Origin of the sequence: Streptomyces sp. AA1529 (assembly GCF_000280905.1) — a bacterium.
In the GTDB taxonomy this organism is placed as follows: Bacteria; Actinomycetota; Actinomycetes; order Streptomycetales; family Streptomycetaceae; genus Streptomyces.
On the sequence record NZ_ALAP01000094.1, the window covers coordinates 39,797 to 63,752 of the forward strand.

21 protein-coding genes are annotated in these 23,956 nt (G+C 74.8%); 12 read left to right on the forward strand and 9 right to left on the reverse strand.

What is annotated here, in order from left to right; all coding sequences use genetic code 11:
* The first annotated feature begins 178 nt into the window (after positions 1-178).
* The 5 genes from A949_RS0127635 to A949_RS0127655 all read left to right on the forward strand — a co-directional run bounded on the left by A949_RS0127635 (position 179) and on the right by A949_RS0127655 (position 5,813).
* Entirely contained in the window at positions 179-874 is a 696-nt protein-coding gene (locus A949_RS0127635; RefSeq protein ID WP_019359299.1) for a hypothetical protein, read from the forward strand.
* A gap of 74 nt (positions 875-948) precedes the next feature.
* Complete coding sequence (locus tag A949_RS0127640; protein WP_019359300.1) at positions 949-1,782, forward strand: M55 family metallopeptidase; 834 nt, start codon at positions 949-951, stop codon at positions 1,780-1,782.
* Positions 1,783-1,807: 25 nt separating this feature from the next.
* Positions 1,808-3,253 carry a M20/M25/M40 family metallo-hydrolase gene (locus A949_RS0127645; protein WP_237735925.1) on the forward strand — a complete coding sequence of 482 codons (1,446 nt, stop codon included), beginning with the start codon at positions 1,808-1,810 and terminating at the stop codon, positions 3,251-3,253.
* A 5-nt stretch (positions 3,254-3,258) separates the two neighbouring features.
* On the forward strand, positions 3,259-5,283 hold the full coding sequence (locus A949_RS0127650; protein ID WP_019359302.1) for a S9 family peptidase: 2,025 nt from the start codon (positions 3,259-3,261) through the stop codon (positions 5,281-5,283).
* Positions 5,280-5,813, forward strand: a complete 534-nt coding sequence (locus A949_RS0127655; RefSeq protein WP_019359303.1) for a DinB family protein — start codon at positions 5,280-5,282, stop codon at positions 5,811-5,813. The genes A949_RS0127650 and A949_RS0127655 overlap by 4 nt, the downstream gene beginning before the upstream one ends.
* A 155-nt stretch (positions 5,814-5,968) precedes the next feature.
* On the opposite strand, the gene A949_RS0127660 is transcribed toward A949_RS0127655, so the two are convergent.
* Positions 5,969-6,913 (reverse strand): aminoglycoside phosphotransferase family protein, encoded by a 945-nt coding sequence (locus A949_RS0127660; RefSeq protein ID WP_019359304.1) that lies wholly within the window; start codon positions 6,911-6,913, stop codon positions 5,969-5,971.
* Between the two features lie 270 nt (positions 6,914-7,183).
* Here A949_RS0127660 and A949_RS0127665 point away from each other — a divergent pair, with 270 nt between their 5' ends.
* Positions 7,184-7,876: a 4'-phosphopantetheinyl transferase family protein gene (locus A949_RS0127665; protein ID WP_037707929.1), complete on the forward strand. Its 693-nt coding sequence runs from the start codon at positions 7,184-7,186 to the stop codon at positions 7,874-7,876.
* On the opposite strand, the gene A949_RS0127670 is transcribed toward A949_RS0127665, so the two are convergent.
* Positions 7,854-9,116, reverse strand: a complete 1,263-nt coding sequence (locus tag A949_RS0127670; RefSeq protein ID WP_019359306.1) for an MFS transporter — start codon at positions 9,114-9,116, stop codon at positions 7,854-7,856. The genes A949_RS0127665 and A949_RS0127670 overlap by 23 nt on opposite strands.
* Before the next feature lie 26 nt (positions 9,117-9,142).
* Between A949_RS0127670 and A949_RS0127675 the strand changes: the two genes are divergently transcribed.
* Together A949_RS0127675 and A949_RS0127680 are read left to right on the forward strand one after the other, a co-directional pair.
* Positions 9,143-10,000 carry an AraC family transcriptional regulator gene (locus A949_RS0127675; RefSeq protein ID WP_237735922.1) on the forward strand — a complete coding sequence of 286 codons (858 nt, stop codon included), beginning with the start codon at positions 9,143-9,145 and terminating at the stop codon, positions 9,998-10,000.
* 379 nt (positions 10,001-10,379) lie between these two features.
* Positions 10,380-12,392 (forward strand): DUF5107 domain-containing protein, encoded by a 2,013-nt coding sequence (locus A949_RS0127680; RefSeq protein WP_019359308.1) that lies wholly within the window; start codon positions 10,380-10,382, stop codon positions 12,390-12,392.
* Positions 12,393-12,470: 78 nt separating this feature from the next.
* Here the strand turns inward: A949_RS0127680 and A949_RS0127685 are convergent, their stop codons facing one another.
* The 3 genes from A949_RS0127685 to A949_RS34795 all read right to left on the reverse strand — a co-directional run bounded on the left by A949_RS0127685 (position 12,471) and on the right by A949_RS34795 (position 14,334).
* On the reverse strand, positions 12,471-12,833 hold the full coding sequence (locus A949_RS0127685) for a VOC family protein (RefSeq protein WP_019359309.1): 363 nt from the start codon (positions 12,831-12,833) through the stop codon (positions 12,471-12,473).
* Positions 12,834-12,927: 94 nt separating this feature from the next.
* Complete coding sequence (locus A949_RS0127690) at positions 12,928-13,737, reverse strand: methyltransferase domain-containing protein (RefSeq protein ID WP_019359310.1); 810 nt, start codon at positions 13,735-13,737, stop codon at positions 12,928-12,930.
* 69 nt (positions 13,738-13,806) lie between these two features.
* Entirely contained in the window at positions 13,807-14,334 is a 528-nt protein-coding gene (locus A949_RS34795) for a CBS domain-containing protein (RefSeq protein WP_019359311.1), read from the reverse strand.
* A gap of 537 nt (positions 14,335-14,871) precedes the next feature.
* On the opposite strand from A949_RS34795, the gene A949_RS0127700 reads away from it, so the two are divergent.
* Both A949_RS0127700 and A949_RS34805 read left to right on the forward strand, forming a co-directional pair.
* Positions 14,872-16,158: an aminotransferase class I/II-fold pyridoxal phosphate-dependent enzyme gene (locus A949_RS0127700; RefSeq protein WP_019359312.1), complete on the forward strand. Its 1,287-nt coding sequence runs from the start codon at positions 14,872-14,874 to the stop codon at positions 16,156-16,158.
* A gap of 351 nt (positions 16,159-16,509) precedes the next feature.
* Entirely contained in the window at positions 16,510-17,544 is a 1,035-nt protein-coding gene (locus A949_RS34805; protein ID WP_051019666.1) for an MBL fold metallo-hydrolase, read from the forward strand.
* A gap of 51 nt (positions 17,545-17,595) precedes the next feature.
* Here A949_RS34805 and A949_RS0127710 read toward each other — a convergent pair whose 3' ends face one another.
* The gene (locus A949_RS0127710) at positions 17,596-18,261 is read right to left on the reverse strand and encodes a DedA family protein (protein ID WP_019359314.1); all 666 of its coding nucleotides are present in this window, start codon (positions 18,259-18,261) and stop codon (positions 17,596-17,598) included.
* Positions 18,258-19,034 carry an MBL fold metallo-hydrolase gene (locus tag A949_RS0127715; RefSeq protein WP_019359315.1) on the reverse strand — a complete coding sequence of 259 codons (777 nt, stop codon included), beginning with the start codon at positions 19,032-19,034 and terminating at the stop codon, positions 18,258-18,260. Before A949_RS0127715 ends, A949_RS0127710 begins: the two co-directional genes overlap by 4 nt.
* Positions 19,035-19,393: 359 nt before the next feature.
* Here A949_RS0127715 and A949_RS34810 point away from each other — a divergent pair, with 359 nt between their 5' ends.
* On the forward strand, positions 19,394-21,559 hold the full coding sequence (locus tag A949_RS34810; protein WP_019359316.1) for a phage holin family protein: 2,166 nt from the start codon (positions 19,394-19,396) through the stop codon (positions 21,557-21,559).
* A gap of 4 nt (positions 21,560-21,563) precedes the next feature.
* On the opposite strand, the gene A949_RS0127725 is transcribed toward A949_RS34810, so the two are convergent.
* Positions 21,564-22,715 carry a fatty acid desaturase family protein gene (locus tag A949_RS0127725; protein ID WP_019359317.1) on the reverse strand — a complete coding sequence of 384 codons (1,152 nt, stop codon included), beginning with the start codon at positions 22,713-22,715 and terminating at the stop codon, positions 21,564-21,566.
* Positions 22,716-23,113: 398 nt separating this feature from the next.
* Here A949_RS0127725 and A949_RS0127730 point away from each other — a divergent pair, with 398 nt between their 5' ends.
* Positions 23,114-23,482: a VOC family protein gene (locus tag A949_RS0127730; protein ID WP_026005092.1), complete on the forward strand. Its 369-nt coding sequence runs from the start codon at positions 23,114-23,116 to the stop codon at positions 23,480-23,482.
* A 158-nt stretch (positions 23,483-23,640) separates the two neighbouring features.
* Here A949_RS0127730 and A949_RS0127740 read toward each other — a convergent pair whose 3' ends face one another.
* Entirely contained in the window at positions 23,641-23,949 is a 309-nt protein-coding gene (locus A949_RS0127740; RefSeq protein ID WP_019359320.1) for a YrhK family protein, read from the reverse strand.
* Between the last annotated feature and the right edge of the window lie 7 nt (positions 23,950-23,956).

Consider the following 23,956-nt stretch of genomic DNA (forward strand, 5'->3'; position numbering starts at 1 on the left):
CCCCGGCGTGGTGTCACGGCGTGCCGGGGGCTTCCGGCGGTGCGGTCGACGCGCTGACCGCGCCCCCTCGCGTCCCCCGTTCGGGCGTTGCCCCTCCTGCCGTTCCCGTCCGGCTCTACGGTGGTGAAGGCTGCCCGGCGTGGCGGGACCGGCCGCCGCCGGAAGAGAGGACTGGTTCATGGGAAGCGAGCCGGACGCTGACCGTGGGATCCGCCGGACCGGTCCCTGCGCGGTGGAGACGCTGGTCGCCGTCCGCGGATGCCTTCCGCTCGCGGCGGTCGGCATCGGCGCGCGCGGCACCGTCGTGCACTGGGGCAGCGGTGCGAGCGCACTGTTCGGACGCCGCCGCAAGCACGTCCTCGGCGCCCCGGCGGCCGACATCCTGCCGGTGACGGGTGCGTTGAACGCTTCCGCGCGCGCGGGCGACCACCACTGGCTCGACGGCGCCGGAGACCTGACGGGGGCCGGTACCGCCATGGCGGGGCGGGCCCGCGTTCCGGTGCCCGGTCGGGGCCGCGCCGATGTGCTGTGGTGGAGCTATCCGCTGGCCACTCCCGCGCCCGTCCGGCTGCTGGTCCTCGCCACCGGTACGGCCCGGCTGCAGCGGCAGCGGGCGCTGCGGGGGACGAGGATCGTGCCCTCGTTCGGCCACCACCGCTGGTTTCCGGAGGCGGCCGAGCTGGGCGCGCGCCTGCCGCGGCTCCTCGGCCGCCAGACCCGCGCGGCGGCGGCGCCGGCGGTCTCCCGGATCCGGGAACTGGGCTGTCCCGTGGTGGAGGTGCATCGGCCCGCCGGCCAGGACGATCCGGCGCTCGTGGCGTGGAACGCGCAGGTCAGCGGTGGATGTGGGGAGGATCCTCGCCTGCCCGGGTGAAATCAGGTGGTGTGGACCAGTGGAGTTATCCACAGGGGTGTCCTGGCGGTTGGCCACCGCGTAACGTGCCGGTCATGAAGATCCTCATCAGCGCCGACATGGAGGGCGCAACGGGAGTCACCTGGCCGGCGGACGTGCTGCCGGGAACCCCGCAGTGGGAGCGCTGCCGCTCGATGTTCACCTCGGACGTGGACGCCGCCGTCCGGGGGTTCTTCGAGGCAGGCGCTGACGAGGTGCTCATCAACGAGGCCCACTGGACGATGCGCAACCTCCTGCTGGAACAGCTGGACGAGCGGGCCGAGATGATCACCGGTCGGCACAAGGCGTTGTCGATGGTCGAAGGCATTCAGCACGGCGACGTGGACGGCGTCGCCTACATCGGCTACCACACCGGTGCCGGCAGCGAGGGCGTCCTCGCCCACACCTATCTCGCCAACTCCCTGACAGGCGTGTGGGCCGACGGGGTGCGGGCCGGCGAGGGCTTCCTCAACACCCTGGTGGCCGCCGAGTTCGGCGTCCCCGTCGTGCTGGTGACGGGTGACGACCGCACCGTCGAGGACGCCAAGGGCTATGCGCCCGAGGCGCTGGGCGTCGCCGTCAAGGACTACGTGTCGCGGTACGCCGCGGTGTGCCGTCCTCCCGCCCGTACCGCGGCCGAGATCCGGGACGCCGCCCGGCGTGCCGTCCCGCTGGCCGGGCGGCGCGTCCCGCCGGAGCCCGAACCGCACACCGTGGAGCTGGAGTTCGACGCCGAGCACCTGGTGGGTGCCGCCACGGTCGTGCCCGGTGTCGAGCGCTCCGGCGAGCGCCGCGTGGCCTTCACCTCGGCCGGGGCCTACGACATGATCCGCTGCTTCAAGGCCGTCACGACCGTCGTCTCCGCGGCGGTGGAGGAGCAGTATGGCTGAGCGGGCGGCACGGGAGGACAGCGGTATGACTGCTCCGGAGGACGGCGGACACCTCGACGCGCAGGTCTTCGAGGAGGTGGTGCGGGCGACCTCCGAACTGATCCGGATCGACACCACCAACCATGGCGCGGGAGAGGGCGACGAACGCCCCGCCGCCGAGTACGTCGCCGCGGGGCTGGCCGACGCGGGCATCGAACCCCGGTTGCTGGAGAAGAAGTCCGGCCGGACCAACGTGGTGGCCAGGATCGAGGGCACCGATCCGACAGCGGGGGCGCTGCTGCTGCACGGCCATCTCGACGTGGTCCCGGCCGAGCCCGCCGACTGGACGGTGCACCCCTTCTCCGGGGAGATCCGCGACGGCGTGGTGTGGGGCCGCGGTGCCATCGACATGAAGAACGCCGACGCCATGGCCCTCTCGCTGGCCCGCGCCTGGGCCCGGGCCGGGGTGCGGCCGCCGCGCGACATCGTCCTGGCCTTCACCGCCGACGAGGAGGACAGCGCCGAGTTCGGCTCCGACTTCCTGGTGCGGGAGCATCCGGAACTCTTCGAGGGCTGCACTGAGGGCATCAGCGAGTCCGGCGCCTTCACCTTCCACGCCGGCCCCGGAATGCGGCTCTACCCCGTGGCGGCCGGCGAACGCGGAACGGCCTGGCTCAAGCTGACCGCCCACGGCCGGGCGGGGCACGGCTCCAAGGTCAACCACGCCAACGCCGTCAGCCGGCTCGCCGCCGCCGTCCACCGCATCGGCGAGCACGAGTGGCCGGTGCGGCTGACCCCCACCGTGCGGGCGGCGCTCGTCCGCCTCGCCGAACTGCACGAGCTGCGCCCGCTCCGCCCCGACGCACCGGACGCCGAGGTGGACGCCCTGCTCGCCGAACTCGGCCCGGTCGCCGCGCTGGTCGAGCCGGTCGTGCGCAACAGCGCCAACCCCACGGTGCTGGAGGCCGGTTACAAGGTCAACGTGATCCCGGGGACGGCCACGGCGCGCGTGGACGGCCGCATGCTGCCGGGCGCCGAGGAGGAGTTCCACGCCACGCTCGACGCGCTCACCGGCCCCCAGGTGGACTGGGAGTTCCAGCACCGGGAGATCCCGCTCCAGGCACCGGTGGACTCCCCGCTGTTCGCCGCCATGGGCGAGGCACTGGAGCACTTCGACCCGGGAGCGCACGCGGTGCCGCACTGCATGTCCGGCGGCACCGACGCCAAGCAGTTCTCCCGGCTCGGTATCGCGGGCTACGGCTTCACCCCGCTCAAGCTCCCCGAAGGCTTCGACTACCAGGCGCTGTTCCACGGCGTGGACGAACGTGTGCCCGTGGAGGCGCTGCACTTCGGCATCCGCGTCCTGGACCGCACCCTGCTCGGCACCGCAGCGCGGTCCGGCGACCCCTCCCGCACTTCCGCCACCGGCGGCGAACCGGCCGACGGTGACCGCATCGCCGGCCGGGACGCCACGACCCCGTCAGGAGGCTGACCCCCATGCCCGTCCAGGCCCCCTACGGCACCTGGCCCTCGCCGATCGACGCCGGACTCGTCGCCGCGCACGACGGGCGGCCCGACTTCCTCGGATCCGTCGGCGGCGAGCTGTGGTGGACCGAACCGCGTCCCGAGGAAGGCGGGCGCCGCGCGCTGCTGCGGCTGCCGGCCGACGCCGGGCAGGCCCCGGTCAGCGTGCTGCCCGCACCCTGGAACGTACGCAACCGGGTGATCGAGTACGGCGGTCTGCCCTGGGCCGGTGCGGCCCGCGGCAGCGGTGGGCCGCTGATCGTCTTCACGCACTTCGCCGACCAGCGGCTCTACGCGATCGAGCCCGACGCCCCCGACTCCGCGCCCCGCCCGCTGACCCCGCTCTCCGACGTCACCGAGGACGGACTGCGCTGGTGCGATCCGGTGGTGCTGGTCGAGCGCGGCGAGGTGTGGTGCGTACTGGAGGAGTTCACCGGCGAGGGCCCCACCGAACTGCGCAGGGTGCTGGCGGCCGTCCCGCTGGACGGTTCGGCCGCCGCCGACCGCGGCCGGGTCCGGGAGCTGACCGGGGACGGCGACCGGTTCCTGAGCGGTCCGCGGCTCTCCCCGGACGGCGAGCGGCTGGTCTGGCTGGCGTGGAACCACCCCGCGATGCCGTGGGACGGCACCCGCGTGATGACGGCACGGATCAGCGCTGACGGCAGCCTCGAGCGGCCGCGTGCGGTCGCGGGCGGCCCCGAGGAGTCGGTGGCGCAGGCGGAGTTCGCCTCCGACGGCACGCTGCTGATCGCCTCCGACGCGAGCGGCTGGTGGAACCTCCGCCGGGTGGCTGCGGAGGCCGCCGAAACGGACGGTTCCGCACCCCGGGGAGTGCCGTTGTGCCCGCGCGAGGAGGAGTTCGCGGGCGCCGCCTGGAAGATCGGGCAGCGCTGGTTCGCACCGCTGCCCGGCGGACTCGTGGCCACGCTGCACGGGCGGGGCGCGCAGCGGCTGGGTGTGCTCGACCCGGAGACGGGCGAACTGGTCGACGCCGCCGGGCCGTGGACCGAGTGGGCGCCCTCGCTCGCGGTCGTCGACTCCCGCGTCGCCGGGGTCGCGGCGAGCCCCCGCACCTCCTACGAGATCGTCGAACTGGACACCCGCACCGGCCACACGGTCGCCGTGGCCGCGCACCACGAGGACCAGGTGGACCCGGCCCACTATCCGCAGCCGCAGAGCCGTACCTTCACCGGGCCCGACGGCCGCGACGTCCACGCCCACCTGTACCCCCCGCACCATCCCGACCACACCGCACCCGCGGGGGAACTGCCGCCCTACGTGGTGTGGGTGCACGGCGGACCCACCAGCCGCTCCCCCCTGGTGCTCGATCTGGAGATCGCCTACTTCACCTCGCGCGGCATCGGTGTGGCGGAGGTCAACTACGGCGGCTCCACCGGCTACGGACGTGCGTACCGCAACCGCCTCCGGCAGCAGTGGGGCGTCGTCGACGTCGAGGACTGTGCCGCCGTGGCCCGCACCCTCGCGGCGGAGGGCACTGCCGATCCGGCGCGGCTCGCCATCCGGGGCGGCAGCGCGGGCGGCTGGACCAGCGCCGCGTCGCTCACCTCCCCGCTCGCGGAGGGCCTGTACGCCTGCGGCACCGTCACCTATCCCATCCTCGACCTGACGGGGTGGGCCACGGGCGAGACCCACGATTTCGAGTCCCAGTATCTGGAGTCCCTGGTCGGCCCCCTCGCCGAGGTGCCGGACCGGTACCGCGAGCGCTCTCCGTTGCAGCACGCGGACCGGACGGCGGCACCTTTCCTGCTGCTCCAGGGGCTGGACGACGTGATCTGTCCGCCGGTGCAGTGCGAGCGCTTCCTGGAGCAGGTCAAGGGGAGGGGGGTACCGCACGCCTATCTCGCCTTCGAGGGCGAGGGGCACGGCTTCCGCCGGGCCGGGACGATCGTGCGCGCGGTGGAGGCCGAACTCTCGCTGTACTGCCAGACCTTCGGGCTGGTGCGGGAGGACATCACCCCGGTGGAGCTGCGGCCGTGAGCATTCCGCCGCTGCCCGAGGGAGAGCCGGCCCCCGCCTCGGCCGATCCGCACGGCCTGCTGGAGGGCTATCTCGACTACTACCGCGCCACCTTGCTCCGCAAGGCCGCCGAGCTCCCGGAGGAGGAGTTGCGCGCTGCCCGCCTCCCCTCGGGCTGGACACCGCTGGAGCTGATCCGGCACCTCCAGCACGTCGAACAGCGCTGGCTGAACTGGGGCTTCATGGCCGAGCCCGTACCTCGCCCCTGGGGCGATCTCGGCACGGGCGAAGCCGCGGACCGCTGGCAGGTGCCGGAGGGGACGAGCACCCGGGAGGTGCTCGACGCGTACTCGGCGCAGTGCGACCGTTCCCGGCAGGTCACGGCCGCCGGGCGGCTGGACCGGCGCGCGGCGACAGGTGGCCGGTTTCCCACTGAGGCGGAGGCACCCACGCTCGCCTGGATCCTCTTCCACCTGCTCCAGGAATATGCGCGCCACGTCGGGCAGCTCGACGTGGTGGTGGAGCTGGCGGGCGGCGGAACGGGGGAGTAGCGCTGCTCCCGAGCCGGACCGCGGGGCAGCGCCCCGCGCGGACCGCCCCAGGGGGCCGGCCGGAGCGGGCCGGTCCGTACGGCCTTCTCGTCCGCGATCCGGGGCGGCGCCCGCCGCGGGTCCGGCCCGCCCGCACCGAGGCTGGGGCCGCGGTGCTAGAGACCGGCCAGATCGGCGAGGATCCGGGCCTGCCGCAGCAGAGCGATGCTGTTCTCCAGGTTCTCGTCCTCGTCCACCGACCACAGGACGTACTCGACATGGCGCGCCACGGACCAGGCGCGTATCCGGTCGGCGTCCTCCCCCAGCGCCTCCGCCAGCAGCGCCGTGCGGTGCCGCAGCACCCGGTGCGGATCCGAGTGTGCGAAGGGGTCGTCGACCTGTTCCAGCAGCGGCCAGGGGTCGAAGGCGGGGTCGCCGGTCATCGGTTTGGCGTCGATGGCGAGCCAGGGGGAGCGTCGTGCGGACAGCAGATTGCCGGGGTTGAAGTCCCCGTGCACCACCACTTCCCGGCACGCCGAGCGGGGCAGTTCCCGCAGCAGCCGTGCGGCCAGTCGGAAGAGTCCCGCATCGAGTGCCGGAGGCCAGCTGCGGGCTGCCTGCCGCTCCGCCACCTCGGCCCAGTGCGCGGCCGTGTCGGCCACCCGGCCCATGCCCGATGCGGTCGCCGCGGCAGGGTCCGCCGCCCACAGTTCGCGCAGCACGTCCGCCGCTGCCAGCAGCCGTTCCTCAGCCGGGAGGTGCCTGGCGCGGCCCAGTTCGACGCCGGGTTCCACCCGTTCCAGCAGCAGTGCGAAGGCAGCCGCGTCCTGTGCGAGGACGCGTACCGCGCCGCGCCCGTCCCACAGCCGGAGCGCGGCACCCTCGGTGCGGGCCTCGGGGTGGGGCCAGGTCAGTTTGAGCACGGCCCGGGTGCCGTCGGGCAGTTCGGCGGGTGCCGCCCAGGAACAGCTTCCGCCGTGGAAGGGTGCGGCCAGCCGCAGCTGCCAGCGCTCGCGCAGCTGCTCCACCAGCGCGGGCAGCCGGGCCAGCCATCCGCGGCCGTCGGCGGTGCGGCCCATCATGGTGAGCACGGGCAGGGTGGGTGGGAAGAGGTCGGTCATGTCACGTCCGGGTGGCTGTCTGCGGTGGCGGCCGGTCGGGTCCGCACCACGGTAGGGCGCGCTCCGCCTAGTTGCCGAGCGGCTTTTCGCGGAACGCCGGGCCGCTCGCCGCGGAGCTCTCCGCACCTGTCGCGTCGGCCGGTGCGGCTCCGGCTCCTGTGCCCGTATCGGATCCCGTTTCGGTCTGCCGTGTGGTTCCGCGGCCCGGTGCGGGGCTCCGGTGGCTCGAAGGAGCAGCGCCGCACTCGTCTGTTCGGGTACGGTCACGGCATGACGAGCGTCGCACCCGGTATCGATGGTCCCGCCAGCTCTCCGGCCGTTCATGTGCTCCGGGTCTCGGAGCAGGCCGCCGCGACCAGGGTGCCCGGTGCGCTCGCCGCGCTGTCCGAGGAGGAGCGGGAGCGGGCCGCGGCCTTCGTCCGGCCCGTGGACCGCGACCGTTACCTCGTCGCGCATCTTGCGCTGCGCAGGGAACTGGGTGCGCTGCTCGGTCTGGAGCCGGCGGAAGTGCGGTTGGCCCGTGCGGACTGCCCCGTGTGCGAGGGCCCGCACGGGCGGCCGATCGTCCCCGGCAATCCGGTGCACTTCTCCCTCTCGCACGCGGGTGATGTGGTGCTGCTGGCCTTCGCGGCCGTGCCCGTCGGTGCGGACGTGGAGGAGTTCCCCTCCGCCGGGACGGCGCGCGAGACGATGACCGCTCTCCACCCCCGGGAGCAGGCCGAACTGGCGGCGGTCGCGGACACCGCGGCACTGCCGTCCGTGTTCGCGCGCTGCTGGACCCGGAAGGAGGCGTATCTGAAGGGCACCGGGACGGGGCTGGGCGAGGACCCTTCGATCACCTACGTCAGCGCGCTGGAGGATCCGGCCCCGGTGCCGGGGTGGCGGCTCGCGGATCTTCCGGCGCCGCCCGGCTACGCCGCCGCGAGTGCGCTGCGGCAGCTCACCGCTCACGAGGTCGGGTGAGCGCTCGCTCCGTGCGGGGCACGGCCGGCCTCCACCGGTCGCCGCCGGGCAGGACCGCGACGAGCAGGCCCAGGGCGCTGAACGACGAGCCCACCGCGACGACGGCGGGCCAGGCGCCGGCCGCCCAGGCGAGTGAGCCGGCCAGTGAGCCGAGTGCGATGCCCGCGAAACGCGCGGTGAACCAGACGGTGTTGAGGCGGCTGTGCAGGCCGCGGTCGAGAGTGAACAGCACGGTCTGACTGGCCGCCTGGCTGCCCCACACCCCGATGTCGAGCAGCACCACGCCGGGGACCAGCCACCAGGGCGAAACTCCGCCGGGCAGCAGCACCAGCCATCCCGCCAGGACGAGCGCGAGGAGCGCCGCGGTCGCGCCGCGGCGTCCCATTCGCTCCGCGGCCCGCCCGGCCCACGGCGAGGCCGGGGCACTGGCCGCGGCCACCAGCCCGAAGAGGCCGATCCGGGCCGGTCCGTAGTGGTAGTGCCCGCCGAGGAGGAAGGTCAGGCTGGTCCAGAATGCGCCGAAGGCGACGCCGACCAGCGCCCCGGACAGCACGATCCGGAATACCATCGGGTGTGCCGCGAGCCGGGGCAGGGAAGCCAGCGCGGCGCGGTAGCCCGGCACCTGGGAGGAAGCGGCGGACGGCACGGGCGGCGCGGGCGGCAGCGCCGAGCGCAGCAGAGCGACCAGCGCCAGGGTCAGCCCGCAGGAGCACAGATGGACGCCGCGCCACCCGACGGCCTCCGCGAGCACCCCGGAGTAGGCACGGGAGGCCAGCACCCCCACGAGCTGTCCTGCCTGCACACCGCCGACCACCTGTCCCACCGCGCCCCTACGCCCCTCCGCGAGGGCGACCGCGAGTGGCGTCACCAGTTGGGGCACCGGCGAGCACAGGCCGAGCGCGAAGCCCGCGGCGAGCAGGAACTCCGCGGTGGGGGCCAGCGCGCAGGCCGCCAGCGCCAGCGAGGAGAGGGTGCCCAGTGTCAGGATCAGGCGGCGCCGGTCGTGGCTGTCGCCTGCCGGCACCAGCAGCAGGATGCCGGCGGCGTAGCCGAGCTGGGTGGCGGTGGGGACGGCTCCCAGCAGAGCGGCACCGCCGCCCAGCGACCGGGCGATGCCCTCCAGCAGGGGCTGGCTGAGGTACACGTTGGCTGCGGTGACGGCGCTGGTGACCGCCAGCAGCAGCATCCGGCGGCGGAAGCGGCCGGACGGTTCGGCGGGGACCGGGGAGGAGTGGTTCACGGGCAACGAGGCTAGGGACGCGCGGCGTGGCAGACTTTCGCCCGTACGCCAGCAACTGTCGAGAGTGCGCCAACCCGGAGCTGCGGGCGTCGGCGCCGCGGGGAGCCATGTACGGCAAGAGCGAGGACCGGGACGACTACCAGGAGGTTCCCCGGCCGGTCGCGGCGATGGCGCGGGATCTGCCCGACGGCCATCACATCCCGCCGCACCGGCACCGGCGTGCCCAGCTGATCTACGGCACCACGGGCGCCATCACGGTGGTCACCGGCCACGGCACCTGGGTGGTTCCGGCGACCCGGGGCGCGTGGGTGCCGGCGGGGCTCACCCACGAGATGCGGTGCGCCGGACCGGTGGCGATGCGCACCCTCTACCTCGATCCGGCCGCCGCGGTGGAGCTGCCGGACGTCCCCACCGTCGTCTCCGTCCCGCCGCTGCTGCGGGAACTGATCGACGAGGCGACCCAGCTGCCGGTGGAGTACGAGGCCGAGGGCCGGGACGGACACGTGATGGCCCTGCTGCTGCGGGAGCTGACGCCGCATCCCGTGGCGGCGCTGCATCTGCCGGCCCCGGACAGCCCGCGGCTGGCGGCGCTCTGCGACGCGGTACGGCGGTCTCCGGCGGATTCCTGGACCACCGGCCGGGCGGCGGCCTTCGCGCATCTGAGCCCCCGGACCTTGCAGCGTGACTTCACCGCCGCGACCGGGATGAGCCTGGCCCGCTGGGTGCAGCAGGCGCGGCTCGTGCACGCGGTGACGCTGCTCGCGCGGGGCTCTTCCGTCACCGCGGTGGCGGGCGCCGTCGGGTATGCCACGCCCAGCGCCTTCACCGCCATGTTCCGGCGCGCGCTCGGCACCACCCCCCGGGACTACTTCGCCCCCTGGTGAGCGCGGCACGGCCGGAGTCCCGCGAGTCCGGTCGCCCGGGGTCCGGTCGCCCGGGGTCCGGTCGCCCGGGGGCCGGGTGCCGCGGGTCCGTAGTCCCGGGGGCCGGGTGTCGTGGCGGTCCGGGGAAGGGGAGGCCCGAGTGCGAGGGGTGGCGGCGGCCCGCCGGAAGCGCGGCCCGCCGCGGAGCCGCCCACCGGAAGGCCGCGCCACGCGTGCCCCCGGAGTCCCGGCCGTCCCGGGCGTGCCGACGGTCCCGCCGGTGCCGGGGCATCGCCGCGGAAGGGATCTGGCGTGCGGCCGACGGAGCGTGTTCCATGGTCATCGGGGGGTCCCGGTCAGGCGGCGGCGCCCGTGGACGTATGGAAGAAACGAGGTTGCCGTGGCCACGACCGTACGACGCAGCACCCGGACCCTGCCCGCCGCGCCGCTCGGTCCCGAGAACCCGCTGCCCGCGCTGCTGCCGCGGGACGAGGCCCACGTCCTGGACGGAGCCGAACGTGCCGCGCTGCCGCCGGAGATGGCACGGCAGGTGGGCTACGCCCCGCTGCGGTCGGTGCTGCCCACCCGCGTGCTGGACGGCTACGGACGGCAGCGCACCCCGACCGCGCTGGAGACGATCGTCCTGGAGAACGCGCGACTCCGCGCCACCGTCCACCCGGGCCTCGGCGGCCGCCTCGCCTCCCTGTTCCACAAGCCGACCGGGCGTGAACTGCTGTATGCGAACCCGGTCTTCCAGCCCGCCGACTTCGCGCTCAACGGAGCCTGGTTCTCCGGGGGCGTCGAGTGGAACATCGGTGCCACCGGCCATACGACGCTCTCCTGCGCACCTCTGCACGCCGCCCGGGTGCCCGCACCGGGTGGAGACGGCGCGATGGTGCGGCTGTGGGAGTGGGAGCGGCTGCGGGACACCCCGTTCCAGGTCGACCTGTGGCTGCCGGAGGACTCGGACTTCCTCTACGTCGGCGCCCGGATCCGCAACCCGCACCACCGCACCGTGCCGGTCTACTGGTGGTCCAACATCGCGGTCCCCGAGAGCCCGGGGACGCGGGTGCTCGCCCCGGCCGAGGAGAGCTGGTACTTCGCCTACGAGCGCACCCTGCGCCGGATACCGGTGCCCGAGTGGGAGGGCGTCGATCTGACCTATCCGCTGGGCAGCCGGTTCCCCGCCGACTACTTCCACGAGGTGCCCGCACCGGCGCGCAAGTGGATCGCAGCCCTCGACGGGACGGGGCAGGGCCTGGTGCAGACCTCGACCGACCTGCTGCGCGGCCGCAAGCTGTTCGTCTGGGGCGCCGGGCCGGGCGGCAGACGCTGGCAGGAGTGGCTGACCGAGCCGGGCACGCCCGGGTACGTGGAGATCCAGGCGGGGCTGGCCCGCACCCAGCTGGAACATCTGCCGCTGGAACCGGGCGGCGAGTTCGCCTGGCTGGAGGCCTACGGTCCGCTCGACGCCGATCCGGAGACGGTGCACGGCGCGGACTGGGCGGCTGCCCGCGCGCACACCGAGGAGCGGCTGGAGAGCGCACTGCCGCGCGGCACGGTGGAGGAGGCATACGCGGCCTGGCGACGGTGCGCGGACACGGCCCCCGAGGGCGAACCGGCCGACGGCTGGCTGGCGTCGGGTTCGGGCTGGGGGGCGCTGGAGGTGGAGCGCGGCGGTTTCACCCTCCCGGGTACACCGTTCCCGCCGGAGACCATGGGCGAGCAGCAGCGGCCGTGGACCGCGCTGCTGCACACCGGCACCCTGCCCGGCGGCCCGGAACACCTTCCGCCGGGCCCCACGCTGGTCGCGCCGGAGTGGCGCGAACTGCTGGAGTCCGCCGACGCGGATCCGGGCTCCGCCACGGCGGGCCTCGCCTCGCGACGCGAGGTGGACTACCACCTGGGCGTCGCACAGTGGCACGCCGGTGACCGCTCGCAGGCGGTGCGCAGTTGGGAGCGGTCCCTCGAACAGGGGGCGCGCTGGCCCGCGTTGCGCTGCCTGGCCGTCGCCGACCGGCAGGAGGGCAACGGCGCCCGTGCGGCGGAGCGCTGGCTGGCTGCCGTGCACGACGCACGCGAGCGGCTCGATCCGGGCGCCCCCGCCACCGACGCTGCACTCACAGCGCTCGCGGTGGAGGCGGTCGAAGCGCTGCTGGCCGAGGACCGGGCGCAGGACGCCGAGCAGCTGCTGGCGGGCCTGTCCCGGCAGCAGCGACAGCGCGGCCGCTGCCGACTGCTGCGTGCCCGGGTTCTGCTGGCGCAGGGCGACACCGCGGGTGCACGTGCGCTGTTCGAGGCCGGTTTCGAGGTCGAGGACCTGCGGGAGGGCGAGGAGGCGCTGAGCGAGACCTGGGCGGCGCTCACCTCCGACCCGCTCCCGGCCCGCTACGACTTCCGGATGCGGCCGTAGAGGGCGGAGGAGCGGACGAGGCTGCCGCACGGCGCTCCCGGTGGAAACCGCCCCGGGAGCGCGGCGCGGCCCTTGCTGCTACTGCGCGGGGGAGTCCTGCTTGCGGTCCACGTACTCGAACACGCTGCCGTCCGGATGGCGGGCGACCAGATTGCGGCCGATCGGGGTGGCCTTGGGTCCCGCGATGATCTGCGCCCCCACGGTGTGCAGGTCCGCGAGCGCGTCGTCCACGTCCTTCACCGCGAGGGTCGCCTTGACCTTGCTGAGCACATCGAGATGCTCCTCGGGGCCGCTCATCAGGAAGAAGGGGCCGACCGCCGCGACCTCGACGGGGCCGTTCCGGAAGCGCATCGCCTCCGCACTGGCCAGCCTCTCGTACACCGGCACGGCCGTGTCCAGATCGTCGACGCAGATACGCAGCGAGGTCCCCAGGATATCCATGGGACCACCCTAGAACGGGATCGCCCGCCGCGCCGAACCACAGGACGGGAACGCGCAGTTGCCCCGGAGTGCCCGCCGCCGCGCCCGCGTCCGTTCACGCGCGGCAGAGGATCTCGCCGTGCACCACGGTGAACCAGCCGTCCTCCTGCTGCCCCCAGGTCCGCCACGCCTCCGCGATCCCGCGCAGCTCGTCCTCGTCGGCCAGGCTGCCCTCGACGGCGAGTGCCGCGTAGTCGGAGGCGACGGTGCGGTCCGCCCACAGTCCGCTCCACCAGGCACGTTCGTCCGGCGTGCTGAAGCACCAGGTGCTCGTGGTGACGGTGATGTCGCTGAAGCCGGCTGCGCGAGCCCATGTGTGCAGCTGCCGCCCGGCATCCGGGGTGCCGCCGTTGGCGTGCGCGACCCGCCGGTAGAGATCCAGCCAGGCGTCCATGCCGGGGGACTGCGGGTACCAGAACATGCCTCCGTAGTCCGCGTCCCGGACCGCCACCACTCCGCCGGGCGCGCACACCCGGCGCATCTCGCGCAGTGCGCCCACCGGATCGCCCACGTGCTGCAGTGTCTGGTGGGCGTGCACCACGTCGAAGTCGCCGGTGGCGAAGTCGAGCGCGTGCACGTCGCCGGTGGTGAAGGCGGTGTTGGCCAGCCCGCGTTCCCGCGCGGCGGCGCGGGCCTGGTCCAGGATTCCGGATGCCGCGTCGAGTCCGGTGACCGAGCCCTGCGGCACACGCGCGGCCAGATCCGCCGTGATGGTGCCGGGTCCGCAGCCGATGTCCAGGACCCGGTGGTCCGGGCGCAGCTCGTCGAGGAGGTAGGCGGCGGAGTTGGCGGCGGTGCGCCACTTGTGCGAGCGCAGGACGGACTCGTGGTGGCCGTGGGTGTACACGGCGGTCTCGTGTGCCATGCGGGCACTGTAGCTGGGTGTCTCGTCATGCGAGCAACGGTATTCCGTAATGTGGACTCCTCGGCCCGCTCACCCGGAGTGCGGCCGGCGGTCCTCCTGCTCGGCGCGCGGTCCCGCCCCCGCGCCGTGCGGTGTTTCGGTGCCCTGTTCCGGTGCCGCGCCGATGTCGGGCGCAGGTCCGGAGTCCGGCACGGCACGGCTGATGTGGGCCAGGACCGAGTCCGGATCGCTCTCCCGCACCAGGTCGCCGATGCTGACCATCCCCGCGAGCCGGCCGCCGTCCAGCACCGGCAGTCTGCGCACCACGTGGGTACGCATCAGCTCCACCGCGGTGCGCAGTTCCGTGTCCGGCGAGACGGTCACCGGGTCGGGGGTGCAGGCCGAGAGGCAGTTCACGCTCAGTGGGTCCACCGCGTCGGCGACCGCACGCAGGGTGATGTCCCGATCGGTGAGCAGTCCCAGCAGTCTGCCGTCCTTCACCACCAGCACGTCCCCGATGTCCTGCGCGCGCATCAACTGGGCGGCCTCCACCAGGGACGCGTCAGGACGGACGGTCGTCGCCGCGGGCGTCATGATGTCTCGCACCAACCGCGCCATGTCCCTGCCCTCTTCTCCGGGTTGCCTCGTCCGCGCCGTCTGCTCCCTCACCCCCGTGGAACAGCACGGCGTACCCGTCCGCGCGCCGCCGACACCCCCGCGCTGGAAGGGGGTTGGGGCCCACCGACCCGATGTCGCCGTCGTCCGACGCCGGTCCGCCGCCCCCGCGGGCGAGCAGCCGTGCTCCGGGGCGGTCCGGGCCGCTCGGTGTGCACCACGCATGTCGGCCGCCCGCACGTCCGCCCTCCGGCGCCGCCGTCCGGCCCGCCTCGCACTGCCCGCTGCCGTCGGCCGCCCTGCCGTCCGCCCCGCCACCGTCCGGCTCTGCCCCGGCCCGTGGCCCCTTCCCGACCCCGCGGACCCGGTACCGCCCGAGCCGGGCCCGGCGTGCGCCGTACGACAGGGCGGGCGCCCGCGCACAGGGCGCCGCGCGGGCGCCCGCCTCCGGGCGAAACCGTACGTGTCGGCGCTGCCGGTGCCATCGCCTTCTGCCAAGGTGTACGCAAGAAAGGTTGTCCGATAAGCGGCGGAGGCCACATGATGCGGCGCACGGACCAGGCCGGGGGAGGTCCGGAGCTGCTCGCCGTCCCGTCCGTGGCCGCCGTCCGCGAGGCCGCCTGCGCATACTGGCAGCGCCGTGGCCTGCCGACCGACCCTCCGCAGGTCGCCGTGGCCCCCGGCGCTCCGCTGTTGCTGCTCGCCGTGCTGGCGGCAGCCGCCGGTGCGCCCGACGGCGGCGGCGAAGGGCTGCGGGCGCCCGGCAGTGTGCTGCTTCCGCATCCGTGTCCGCCCTGGCACGCGGCGCAGGCGCGACTGCTCGGCCGGACGGTGCACACCGTTCCGGTGCCCGCGGAGTGCGGTGGCGTCCCGGACCCGTTCACGCTGCTGGAGGCGGTGCGCAGGTCCCGCGAGGCCGGGGAGTTCCCGCACGCGCTGGTGCTCTCCGTCGCCGACGACATCACCGGTACCGCCGTGCCGCCCGAACTGCTGCACGAGGTGTGCGAGGCCGCCGTCGCCGAGGGACTGCTGATCGTCAGCGACGAGACCTGGCGCGACAGCTCGCACGACCCGCACGACACCGTCGTCGTCAGCCCGGCCGAGATGCTCACCGAGGCGGGCCGGGCCGACCACGTGGTGGTGCTCGCCGGACTCGGCGCGACGGACGAAGTCGCGGCGGAGGGCTCCGGTCCCGGTTCCGGTCCTGGTCCCGGTGAGGCGCCCCCGGGGCCGTCCCCGGGGATCGCCCGGTTCGCCGCCACGGAGCGCGGCCGGACGTTCGGCGCACGTGTGCACCACCTGCTGGCCGAGCTCGGCGCCGGGCTGTCCGGCCCGGCCGCGGCGGCGGCCGCCACGACACTGCGGGAGCCTCCCGAGCTGCTGTCCGGGCGGGCCGAGGCGGCCCGGGTGCACGGCGAGCTGGCCCGCGCGCTGCACCGGGCCGTCACCGCGGCGGGCGCGGTGTGCCGCCCGCCGCATCTGGGCCGTCATCTGTACGTCGACCTCGACCCGTTCCGGCCCCGGCTGGCCGCGCGTGGTGTCACCGACGCGGCACGGCTGGAGGCCGAGCTGGTGCGGCGGCTGGGCCCGTACGCGAGGGGCGGGCACCGCTTCGGCGACGACCCGGGAGAGCTGCGGGTGCGGCTGGCCGCGGACCTCCTGTCCGGTGCGGCGCGGCCCACCGGGCGGGGCCGGGGCGAGCCGGTGGCCGCGGGTGCGGCCGGACCGGCCGCGCGGCCGCTTCCGCAGGAATGGCCGGGAGCGGCGGAGACGTTGGCACAGGTGCAGTCGGTGCTGGTCGACCTCACGGATGGGAGTTGTCAGTAGATGACAGAACGGACCGGGCAGCGTTCCGAGGGCTCTCCCTCCTCTTCCCGGCCGGACGGGGCCGCCGCGCCGGAGCCCGCCGGGCCGGGCCGGCCCGCCCCGGCCCGGTCCCCGTCAGCCGGAGGCCCGGCCGGAACCCCCGCCGAGCCCGCCGGGGGGCTGGCAGGGACGCCTCCGGGGACGCCCGCGGCCGGGGCATCCGGCACGTCCGGGCCCGAGCCGTCCGGGGACGCAGCGCCGCCCGATGCCGCGGGCGACGCCGCACCCGAGGGCGTCCACCCGGCCGCCGGAGGAGGCGCGGCCCCGCCCTGCGCCGGGGGAGGCACCCGGCCCGGTCCCACCGACGTACTCCTGCAGCCGCCCCCGCCCGCGCTCTCCCCGCCACGCCCGGTCGGTGCCCGGCGGGTGTGGCCCCGCTCCTTCGCACACCGGCTCACCTCGCCGCTGCCCGGAGTCCGGGCACTGGCCAGGCTCGCCCGCGAGGGCGCCATGCGGCCGGTCGCATCGGCCCTCGCCGAGGAGATCCCGCAACTGCCCTTCGCGCCGGGCCCGCTCCCCGAACCCGGCCCCGACGGCGTGTCGGTCACCTGGGCCGGGCACGCCAGCTGGGTGGTGCGGATCGGCGGCCTCACGGTGCTGACCGACCCGGTCTGGTCGCGGAAGATCCTCGGCACTCCCGCCCGCATCACCCCCGTCGGGGTGGCCTGGCAGGATCTGCCGACGATCGACGCCGTCGTCATCTCGCACAACCACTACGACCACCTCGACGCTCCCACCCTGCGCAGACTGCCGCGTTCCACTCCGCTGTTCGTCCCGGCCGGGCTCGGCGCCTGGTGCCGCAAGCGCGGTTTCACCACCGTCACCGAACTGGACTGGTGGGAGGGGGCCGAGCTGCCCGCACGGCGGGACGGTCCGGCGGCGGAGGGCAGCGGCAGGGCGCGGGTGCGCTTCGACTTCGTGCCCGCCCACCACTGGTCCAAGCGCACCCTCACCGACACCTGCCGCTCCCTGTGGGGCGGCTGGGTGCTGACCGATCCGCGGGGGCAGCGCGTGTACTTCGCGGGTGACACCGGATACGGGCACTGGTTCGCCGAGATCGGCCGCCGGTTCGCCGGCGTCGACCTGGCGCTGCTGCCCATCGGCGCCTACGACCCGCGCTGGATGCTGCGCCCCGTGCACACCGATCCGGAGGAGGCCGTGCGCGCCTGCCAGGACGTGGGCGCGCGCAGGATGGCCCCCATGCACTGGTCCACCTTCCTGCTCTCCGGAGAGCCCCCGCTGGAGCCGCTCACCCGGGTACGGAACGCCTGGACCGAGGCGGGGCGCCCGCGCGAGGACCTGTGGGACCTCCCGGTGGGGGCCTCCAGGGTCCTGGAGGCCGCGTAGCGTCCGCCGGGGAGCACACCGCCCCCGGCCGCCGGACGGTCCCGCGGCGTGCTACTCGGAGGTACGCGCCCCGCGGAACCGGCGCCACACCGCCGGAGCGGCACTCAGGAGCAGGGTCAGCGCGACAGCCGCGACGATCCCCTCCCAGGGCTGGGGGAAGAGGGAGCCGCCCGCGACGCCGACGAGCTGGTAGGCGGCTGCCCACGCCAGACAGGCCAGGACGTCCCCGCGGGCGAACTCCCGCATCCGCATCCGGGCCAGCAGACAGGCGAGCATCACCGGGATCCGTCCCGCGGGGATCAGCCGGGAGACGACGAGCACCGTCACCCCGTGCGTACGCAGCCGGGCGTCGGCCTGCGCCAGCCGTTCGGGGGCGGCCCGCTCGCGCAGCGCCGACAGCCAGCGGGAGCCGTTCCTGGAGCCGACCCCTCGGCTGCCCAGCCAGTACAGTCCCAGGTCGCCGAGGAAGGCGGCGAGCGAGGCGACGCCGAAGACGGCGAGCAGCGCGAGGACCGGCATGCTCTGGTGGAGCGCCACCACGGCGGCCCCGCTGACCAGCGCCCCCGTCGGGACGACCGGCACCAGCGAGCCGAGCACCACCAGCAGGAACAGCGAGGGGTAGCCCAGCGCCTGCTGGGTGGACTCGGGCGGGCGCACCACGGCCTCGGAGACGGTGTGGGCGACTGCGCCGAGGCCGTCCGGGAGCGCACCGGTCATCTGTCCGCCTCCAGTCGCACGCTCTCCCCGTGCCCCAGCAGGTGCACCGCGACCTCCGGTGCGGGCCGCGCCGCCAGCCGCTTGAACTCGGCGCCGGGGGAGTGGAACTCGTGCGGCCGGACCGCGTCCATGCCCACCGGCCAGTACGTGCCGAAGTGCACCGGCACCGCGCTGCGCGGGCGCAGCCGGGCCAGCGCCTCGGTGGCGCGGCCCGCGTCCAGATGGCCCTCGCCCAGGAAGGGTCCCCAGCCGCCGACCGGCAGCAGGGCCGTGTCCACGGCCCCGACCTCGTCCGCCATCCCGTCGAACAGTCCGGTGTCCCCCGCGAAGTAGGTGCGCTCCTCGCCCGTCACCACGAACCCCAGCGCGGGGGCCGTGTGCCGTCCCAGGGGCAGTCGCCGCCCGTCGTGTGCGGCGGGGACGGCCCGGACGGTCAGCGGGCCCGCCGCGACCTCGTCGCCCGGGCCGACCTCGACGAGCTCCAGCGCCGGCGCCAGCCGCCGCAGGCCCGGCACGGCCCGCGGCGCACCGCGTGGCACCAGCACCCGGGTGCCCGGCGCGAGCATGGCGAGGGAGCCGAGGTGCAGATGGTCGGCGTGCAGATGGGAGACGAGCACCAGGTCGGCCCGTGCCGCCTGGGGCGGCGGCAGCGCCCCGCGCCGACGGCGCAGGTGGGCGACCCGGCGTACCAGCAACGGGTCCGTCAGCACCGTGATCCCCGAATCCCGCACGGTGGCGGTGGCATGTCCCCACCAGGTGACCTCGACCGGCACGTGCGACTCCTCCCCGGGTCCTCGTCGGCTGCTGCGGCCCCTACGAGCCTAAGCGCGCACCGGGGCGACCGGACCGCCGCCTCCGCCCGCGTCCCGCCCCGGCCCGACGGTCCGCGGCCCGGTCCGACGGTCCGCGGACCGGCCGTCTCCCGTCCGGCCGCGTTCCCCGCGCCGCCCACTCCGGCCCTCCGCCGGGCCCGCGCGGCACTGTCACCTCCCCGCGCGGTCCGTCCGCCGCCCCGCGGACCCTGCGCTCTCAGTGAGCCTCGCGCACGCCTCGAGCGCCCTCCTGCCGCCGGACGAGACTGTGCAAAAGTGGAGGTTGTTCCGTCAACCGTGAGGGAGGTGACCTGACGGGCGTGCGCGTTCCCCGCATACCGTGGCGCAGGCTGGGCGCGGCCTCGCTCCGCGTCGGAGCCGTCTGGCTGGCCGGCACCCTCACGATGCTGGTGCTCGCCGGGGTGCTGCCGGATTTCCGGCTGCAGTCCGCAGGCGGCGACAGCGCCACCGTCATCGGCATCACGGCCGCAGTCGGCGCCGGAGTCTTCGGACTGCTGAGCGCCCTGGTGTGGCCGCTGCTGGTGCGCGCCTTCCTGCTGGTGCCGGCGCTGGTCCTCGGACTGCTCGTCTTCTTCCTCAACGGGTCGCTGCTGTGGCTCGCGCTGTCCCTGATCCCCTACGGCAGGGGCAGCGCGGATCCGTCCATGGCCGTCGTCGTCGCCGCCGCGATGTCCGCGGCCTCCTCCGCGACCAACGCGCTCCTCGCGGTCCGCGACGACCGGGGCTACCGGCACCGGCTGGCCCGGATCGCGGGCCGCAGAAGGCGGCGCGAGGGCCAGGGCGCGCCGCCCCGCACTCCCGGCACGGTCTTCCTGCAGCTCGACGGGCTCGGGCACGCGGTGCTCAGGGAGGCGCTGGAGGCGCCGGCCGGCGGCGAGCCGCTGATGCCCGCGGTCGCCGCGCTGTACGGGCGCACCCACCGGCTCACCCGCTGGCGCACCGACTGGTCCAGCCAGACCGGCGCCAGCCAGCTCGGCATCCTGCACGGCAGCAACGCCGACGTGCCCGCGTTCCGCTGGTACGAGAAGGAGACCGGCGAGGTCGTGGTCAGCAACCGGCCCACCAGCGCGGCCGAGCTCCAGCGCCGCGCCGTCGGGCGCACCGGTGACCCCGGGCTGCTCGCGCACGACGGTGCCAGCCGCGGCAACCTGTTCACCGGCGGCGCCCGGCAGGTCGCGCTGGTGCTGTCGGTCTCGGCCCGCCGCGGCAAGGAGACCCGCTCCCGCGCCGGGTACTTCGCCTACTTCTCCGACCCCGCCAACGCGACCCGCACCGCCGTGTCGTTCGTCGCCGAGGTGCTCCGCGAGATGGTCCAGTCCACCCACGCGCTGCTGCGCCGGGAGCGGCCGCGGGTGGGCCGCGGCGGGCTGTACCCGTTCGTCCGCGCCTTCGCCACGGTCGTCGAGCGGGACGTGGTGGTGGCCGCCGTGCTCGGGGACATGCTCCGCTGCCGGACGGCGGTCTACGCCGACCTGGTCGGCTACGACGAGGTGGCGCACCACTCGGGACCGCGCGGCAGGGACACCCGGCAGGTGCTGCGGCGGCTGGACCGTTCGGTGCGGCTGATCGCCAAGGTCGCCGAGCATGCGCCGCGCCCCTACCGGCTGGTGCTGCTCTCCGACCACGGGCAGAGCTTCGGAGAGACGTTCGAGCACGCCTACGGGCTGACCCTGGAGGACCTGGTACGGGCGGGCAGCGGGCTCCAGGTGCCGCGCCGCGCCGGGCGGACCGCCAGCGGCTCGGAGGCGCGGGCCGCGGCGCGCGCCGCTCTGCGCCGCCCCGAGGACTCCGGCCAGGAGGCGCCGCGCACCCCGCGGCGCGACACCGGACCGGTGGTGCTGGCCTCCGGCAACCTGGGGCTGATCTCCTTCCCCGAGCACCCCGGGCGGCTGACCCGCGAGCGCATCCAGGAACTGCGCCCGGCCCTGCTGCCCACGCTGGCCGAACACCCGGGCATCGGCTTCGTGGTGGTGCTGAGCGCCGAGCACGGACCGGTGGCGCTGGGCGCGGGCGGATGCGAGCACCGGCTGGAGACCGGCGAGGTGGTCGGCCTCCGCGACCCGCTGGCCCCGTTCGGCGCGGGCGCGCGCCAGGCGCTGCTGCGTACGGCGCGCTTCCCGCACGCCCCGGACATCATGGTCAACTCCGCGCTCGATCCGGCCACCGGCGCGGTGCACGCCTTCGAGGAGCAGATCGGCTCGCACGGCGGGCTCGGCGGTGAGCAGAGCGACGCGTTCCTGCTCTCCCCGCTGGAGCTGTCACCGCCGGTCGAGCCGGGGCAGTCGCTGGTGGGTGCGGAGGCCGTGCACCGGGTGCTGCGGCGCTGGCTGGCGGAGTCGGCCGAGCCGCGGCTGCTGCCGGGCGCCGACCATCTGGCTGCGGCCTCGGAAGCGGCCGGACCGGGTGACGGCACCGCCGGGTCGGCCGGCGCGCAGGAGCCGCTGCCCGCCGCGCCCGGCGGCTGACCGCTCATCCGGCTGCGGGCTTCCCGGCGTCCTCGGGTTTCCCGGCGTCCTCGGGCTGCCCGGTCGTCCCGGTGCCCTCCCGGATCGGGGTGCCCACGTCCCGCAGGTGGCGCATCGCCTCGCGCCAGGAGGCGACCAGCCCCGTCTCGTGGTACGGGACGCCCAGTTCCGCACAGTAGTCGCGGACGAGGGGGCGGGCCCTGCGCAGGTGCGGGGTCGGCATGCTGGGGAAGAGATGGTGCTCGATCTGGTAGTTGAGGCCGCCCAGCGCCAGGTCGGTGAGCGGTCCGCCGCGCACGTTGCGCGAGGTGAGCACCTGGCGGCGCAGGAAGTCCGGGCGCTCGTCGCCCTTGAGCGTGGGCATGCCCTTGTGGTTGGGCGCGAAGATGCTGCCCAGATAGACACCGAAGACGGCGTGGTGGACGAAGAGCACCGTGAGGGCCGTACCGACCGGCAGTGCCCAGAACAGTGCCCCCAGATAGCAGACGGTGTGCACCAGCAGCAGCCCGCCCTCCAGCCACTTGCGCTTGAGATGCGGTTGGCGCAGTGCCCGGAAGCTGGAGACGTGCAGATTGAAGCCCTCCAGCGTCAGCAGCGGGAAGAACAGCGCCGCCTGGTGCCGTCCCACGAACCGGGGCAGCCCCCGCGCCTCGGCCGCCTGCTCCCGCGACCAGACCAGGATGTCGGGCGCGACGTCCGGGTCGAGGTCCTCGTGGTTGGGGTTGGCGTGGTGCCGGGTGTGCTTGTTCATCCACCAGCCGTACGACATCCCGATGCACAGGTTGCCCACCGCGCGGCCGAACACCTCACTGGCCCGGCGGCCGCGGAACACCTGCCGGTGCGCCAGATCGTGGGCGACCAGCGCGAGCTGGCCGTAGACCACGCCCAGGTACGCGGCGACCGCCAGCTGCCACCAGGAGGCGCCCACGGCGAACACGGCCACCCACCCGGCGGCGAACGCCAGCCCGACGAGCGTGAGGCGTACGGCGTAGTAGAGCGGCCTGCGGTTCAGCAGCCCGGCGTCCGAGATCCGCGCCGAGAGCCGGGAGAAGTCGCTGCCCTGCCCTCCGCCGGAGCCTTTCCGTGCGGCCCGCGGAGCGGTGCTGCCGGGGCCCTGGGCGGCCCGCGGCTGCGGTGCGTCGATCGCTGTCGTCATACCTGCGAGCCTTCCGGCCGCGGGCCGCTGCCGACAGCCGTGCAGCATGCCTGCCGGGGCGGGGGCTGCCCTCCTCGCCGGGTGTACCTGGATACACCCCGCCTCGGGGACATCCCCGAGGCCGGCTCTCAGGGGCGGCCCCTCGGGGCGGCGGCCGCCGTGCTCGCCGAAGGCCCGGCTTCCGGCACATCCGCACGGAGCCGGTGCCCCCGGCGGTCCGTGCTGCTGCGCCACCCTGGAACAGCTGGTCAGGGAGGCGGCGCGGGCTGGTCTCGGGATGCTCGCGCCGGTGGTGGGCGGCCGCCTGCGCCGTCGTCCGTCCGGTGTCGGTCCCACCGATGAGTTCGCCGTCCCCGAACGGTCTGTCCAGTGACACGACCGTTCTCGACAGGAGTGCCATGTCCACCATTCAGCCAGTGATCCTGACCGCCGACCACGATGTTCTGCTCGGCTTCTACACGCAGTTGTTCGGTGCCGAGGAGATCTTCCGGGTGCCGGCGGCGGGCCCGGTCTTCCACCTCGGCTTGCGCATCGGCGACACCGACCTCGGGCTGGTGGCGAAGGCGGACCCGGGGTCCGGGGCAGCGCCGCGCATCCTGCTCAGCATCGGTGTCGACGACGTCGACGAGACGCTCGGCCGGGTGGCGGCGCTGGGCGGCTCGGTCCGCCGCGGCCCCGAGGACATGCCATGGGGGCAGCGCGTCGCCCACATCCTGGACCCCGACGGCAACGCGGTGAACCTCACTCAGCCGGTCCCGGCCCGGTGACCCTGTTCGGCGACGGCTGTGCCGGCCGTCCGCGGAGTCGTGCCGGCCGTGGCTTCGGGGGCCGTCGGTACGGGGCGGGCGCCGCGCATCCTCGGGAGCTGTCTCCTGCCGAGGGACGCCCTCGGCAGGAACCGCGCCGCGGAATCCGCGCGGGGACGTCAGTAGTCCTGGCCGGAGGCGGTCATCCCGCGGGTGCCGCCGCGCATCCTCTGGATGTGCAACTGCCGGGTGAGCCGGATGACCGGGCGGATCAGCAGCTCCACGCTGCCGAACACGAAGCACCAGGTTCCGGTGCGGGTCCACTCGGGTGAGAAGAACATGATGCTGCCGATGAGGAACCAGACCGCGATCAGTACGTCGTTGGCGATGCTGGCCGTCTCGTAGCGCTGCCGGACGACCAGCTCCTCCTTGCCGAGATGCAGGGTGAGGCTGCCGCTTCTGTGCTGGTGTGGGGGGTTCTGGGACACGGTCAGG

Bases quoted from the DNA above. Each gene is read 5' to 3' on its own strand.
- A949_RS0127690 (WP_019359310.1), bottom strand. From the start codon at position 13,737: ATGGCACACGAGACCGCCGTGTACACCCACGGCCACCACGAGTCCGTC.
- A949_RS0127665 (WP_037707929.1), top strand. From the start codon at position 7,184: ATGACGAGCGTCGCACCCGGTATCGATGGTCCCGCCAGCTCTCCGGCC.
- A949_RS0127645 (WP_237735925.1), top strand. From the start codon at position 1,808: ATGACTGCTCCGGAGGACGGCGGACACCTCGACGCGCAGGTCTTCGAG.
- A949_RS0127725 (WP_019359317.1), bottom strand. From the start codon at position 22,715: ATGACGACAGCGATCGACGCACCGCAGCCGCGGGCCGCCCAGGGCCCC.
- A949_RS0127660 (WP_019359304.1), bottom strand. From the start codon at position 6,913: ATGACCGACCTCTTCCCACCCACCCTGCCCGTGCTCACCATGATGGGC.
- A949_RS0127650 (WP_019359302.1), top strand. From the start codon at position 3,259: ATGCCCGTCCAGGCCCCCTACGGCACCTGGCCCTCGCCGATCGACGCC.
- A949_RS34795 (WP_019359311.1), bottom strand. From the start codon at position 14,334: ATGGCGCGGTTGGTGCGAGACATCATGACGCCCGCGGCGACGACCGTC.
- A949_RS0127685 (WP_019359309.1), bottom strand. From the start codon at position 12,833: ATGGATATCCTGGGGACCTCGCTGCGTATCTGCGTCGACGATCTGGAC.
- A949_RS0127635 (WP_019359299.1), top strand. From the start codon at position 179: ATGGGAAGCGAGCCGGACGCTGACCGTGGGATCCGCCGGACCGGTCCC.
- A949_RS0127700 (WP_019359312.1), top strand. From the start codon at position 14,872: ATGATGCGGCGCACGGACCAGGCCGGGGGAGGTCCGGAGCTGCTCGCC.
- A949_RS0127730 (WP_026005092.1), top strand. From the start codon at position 23,114: ATGTCCACCATTCAGCCAGTGATCCTGACCGCCGACCACGATGTTCTG.
- A949_RS0127640 (WP_019359300.1), top strand. From the start codon at position 949: ATGAAGATCCTCATCAGCGCCGACATGGAGGGCGCAACGGGAGTCACC.
- A949_RS0127710 (WP_019359314.1), bottom strand. From the start codon at position 18,261: ATGACCGGTGCGCTCCCGGACGGCCTCGGCGCAGTCGCCCACACCGTC.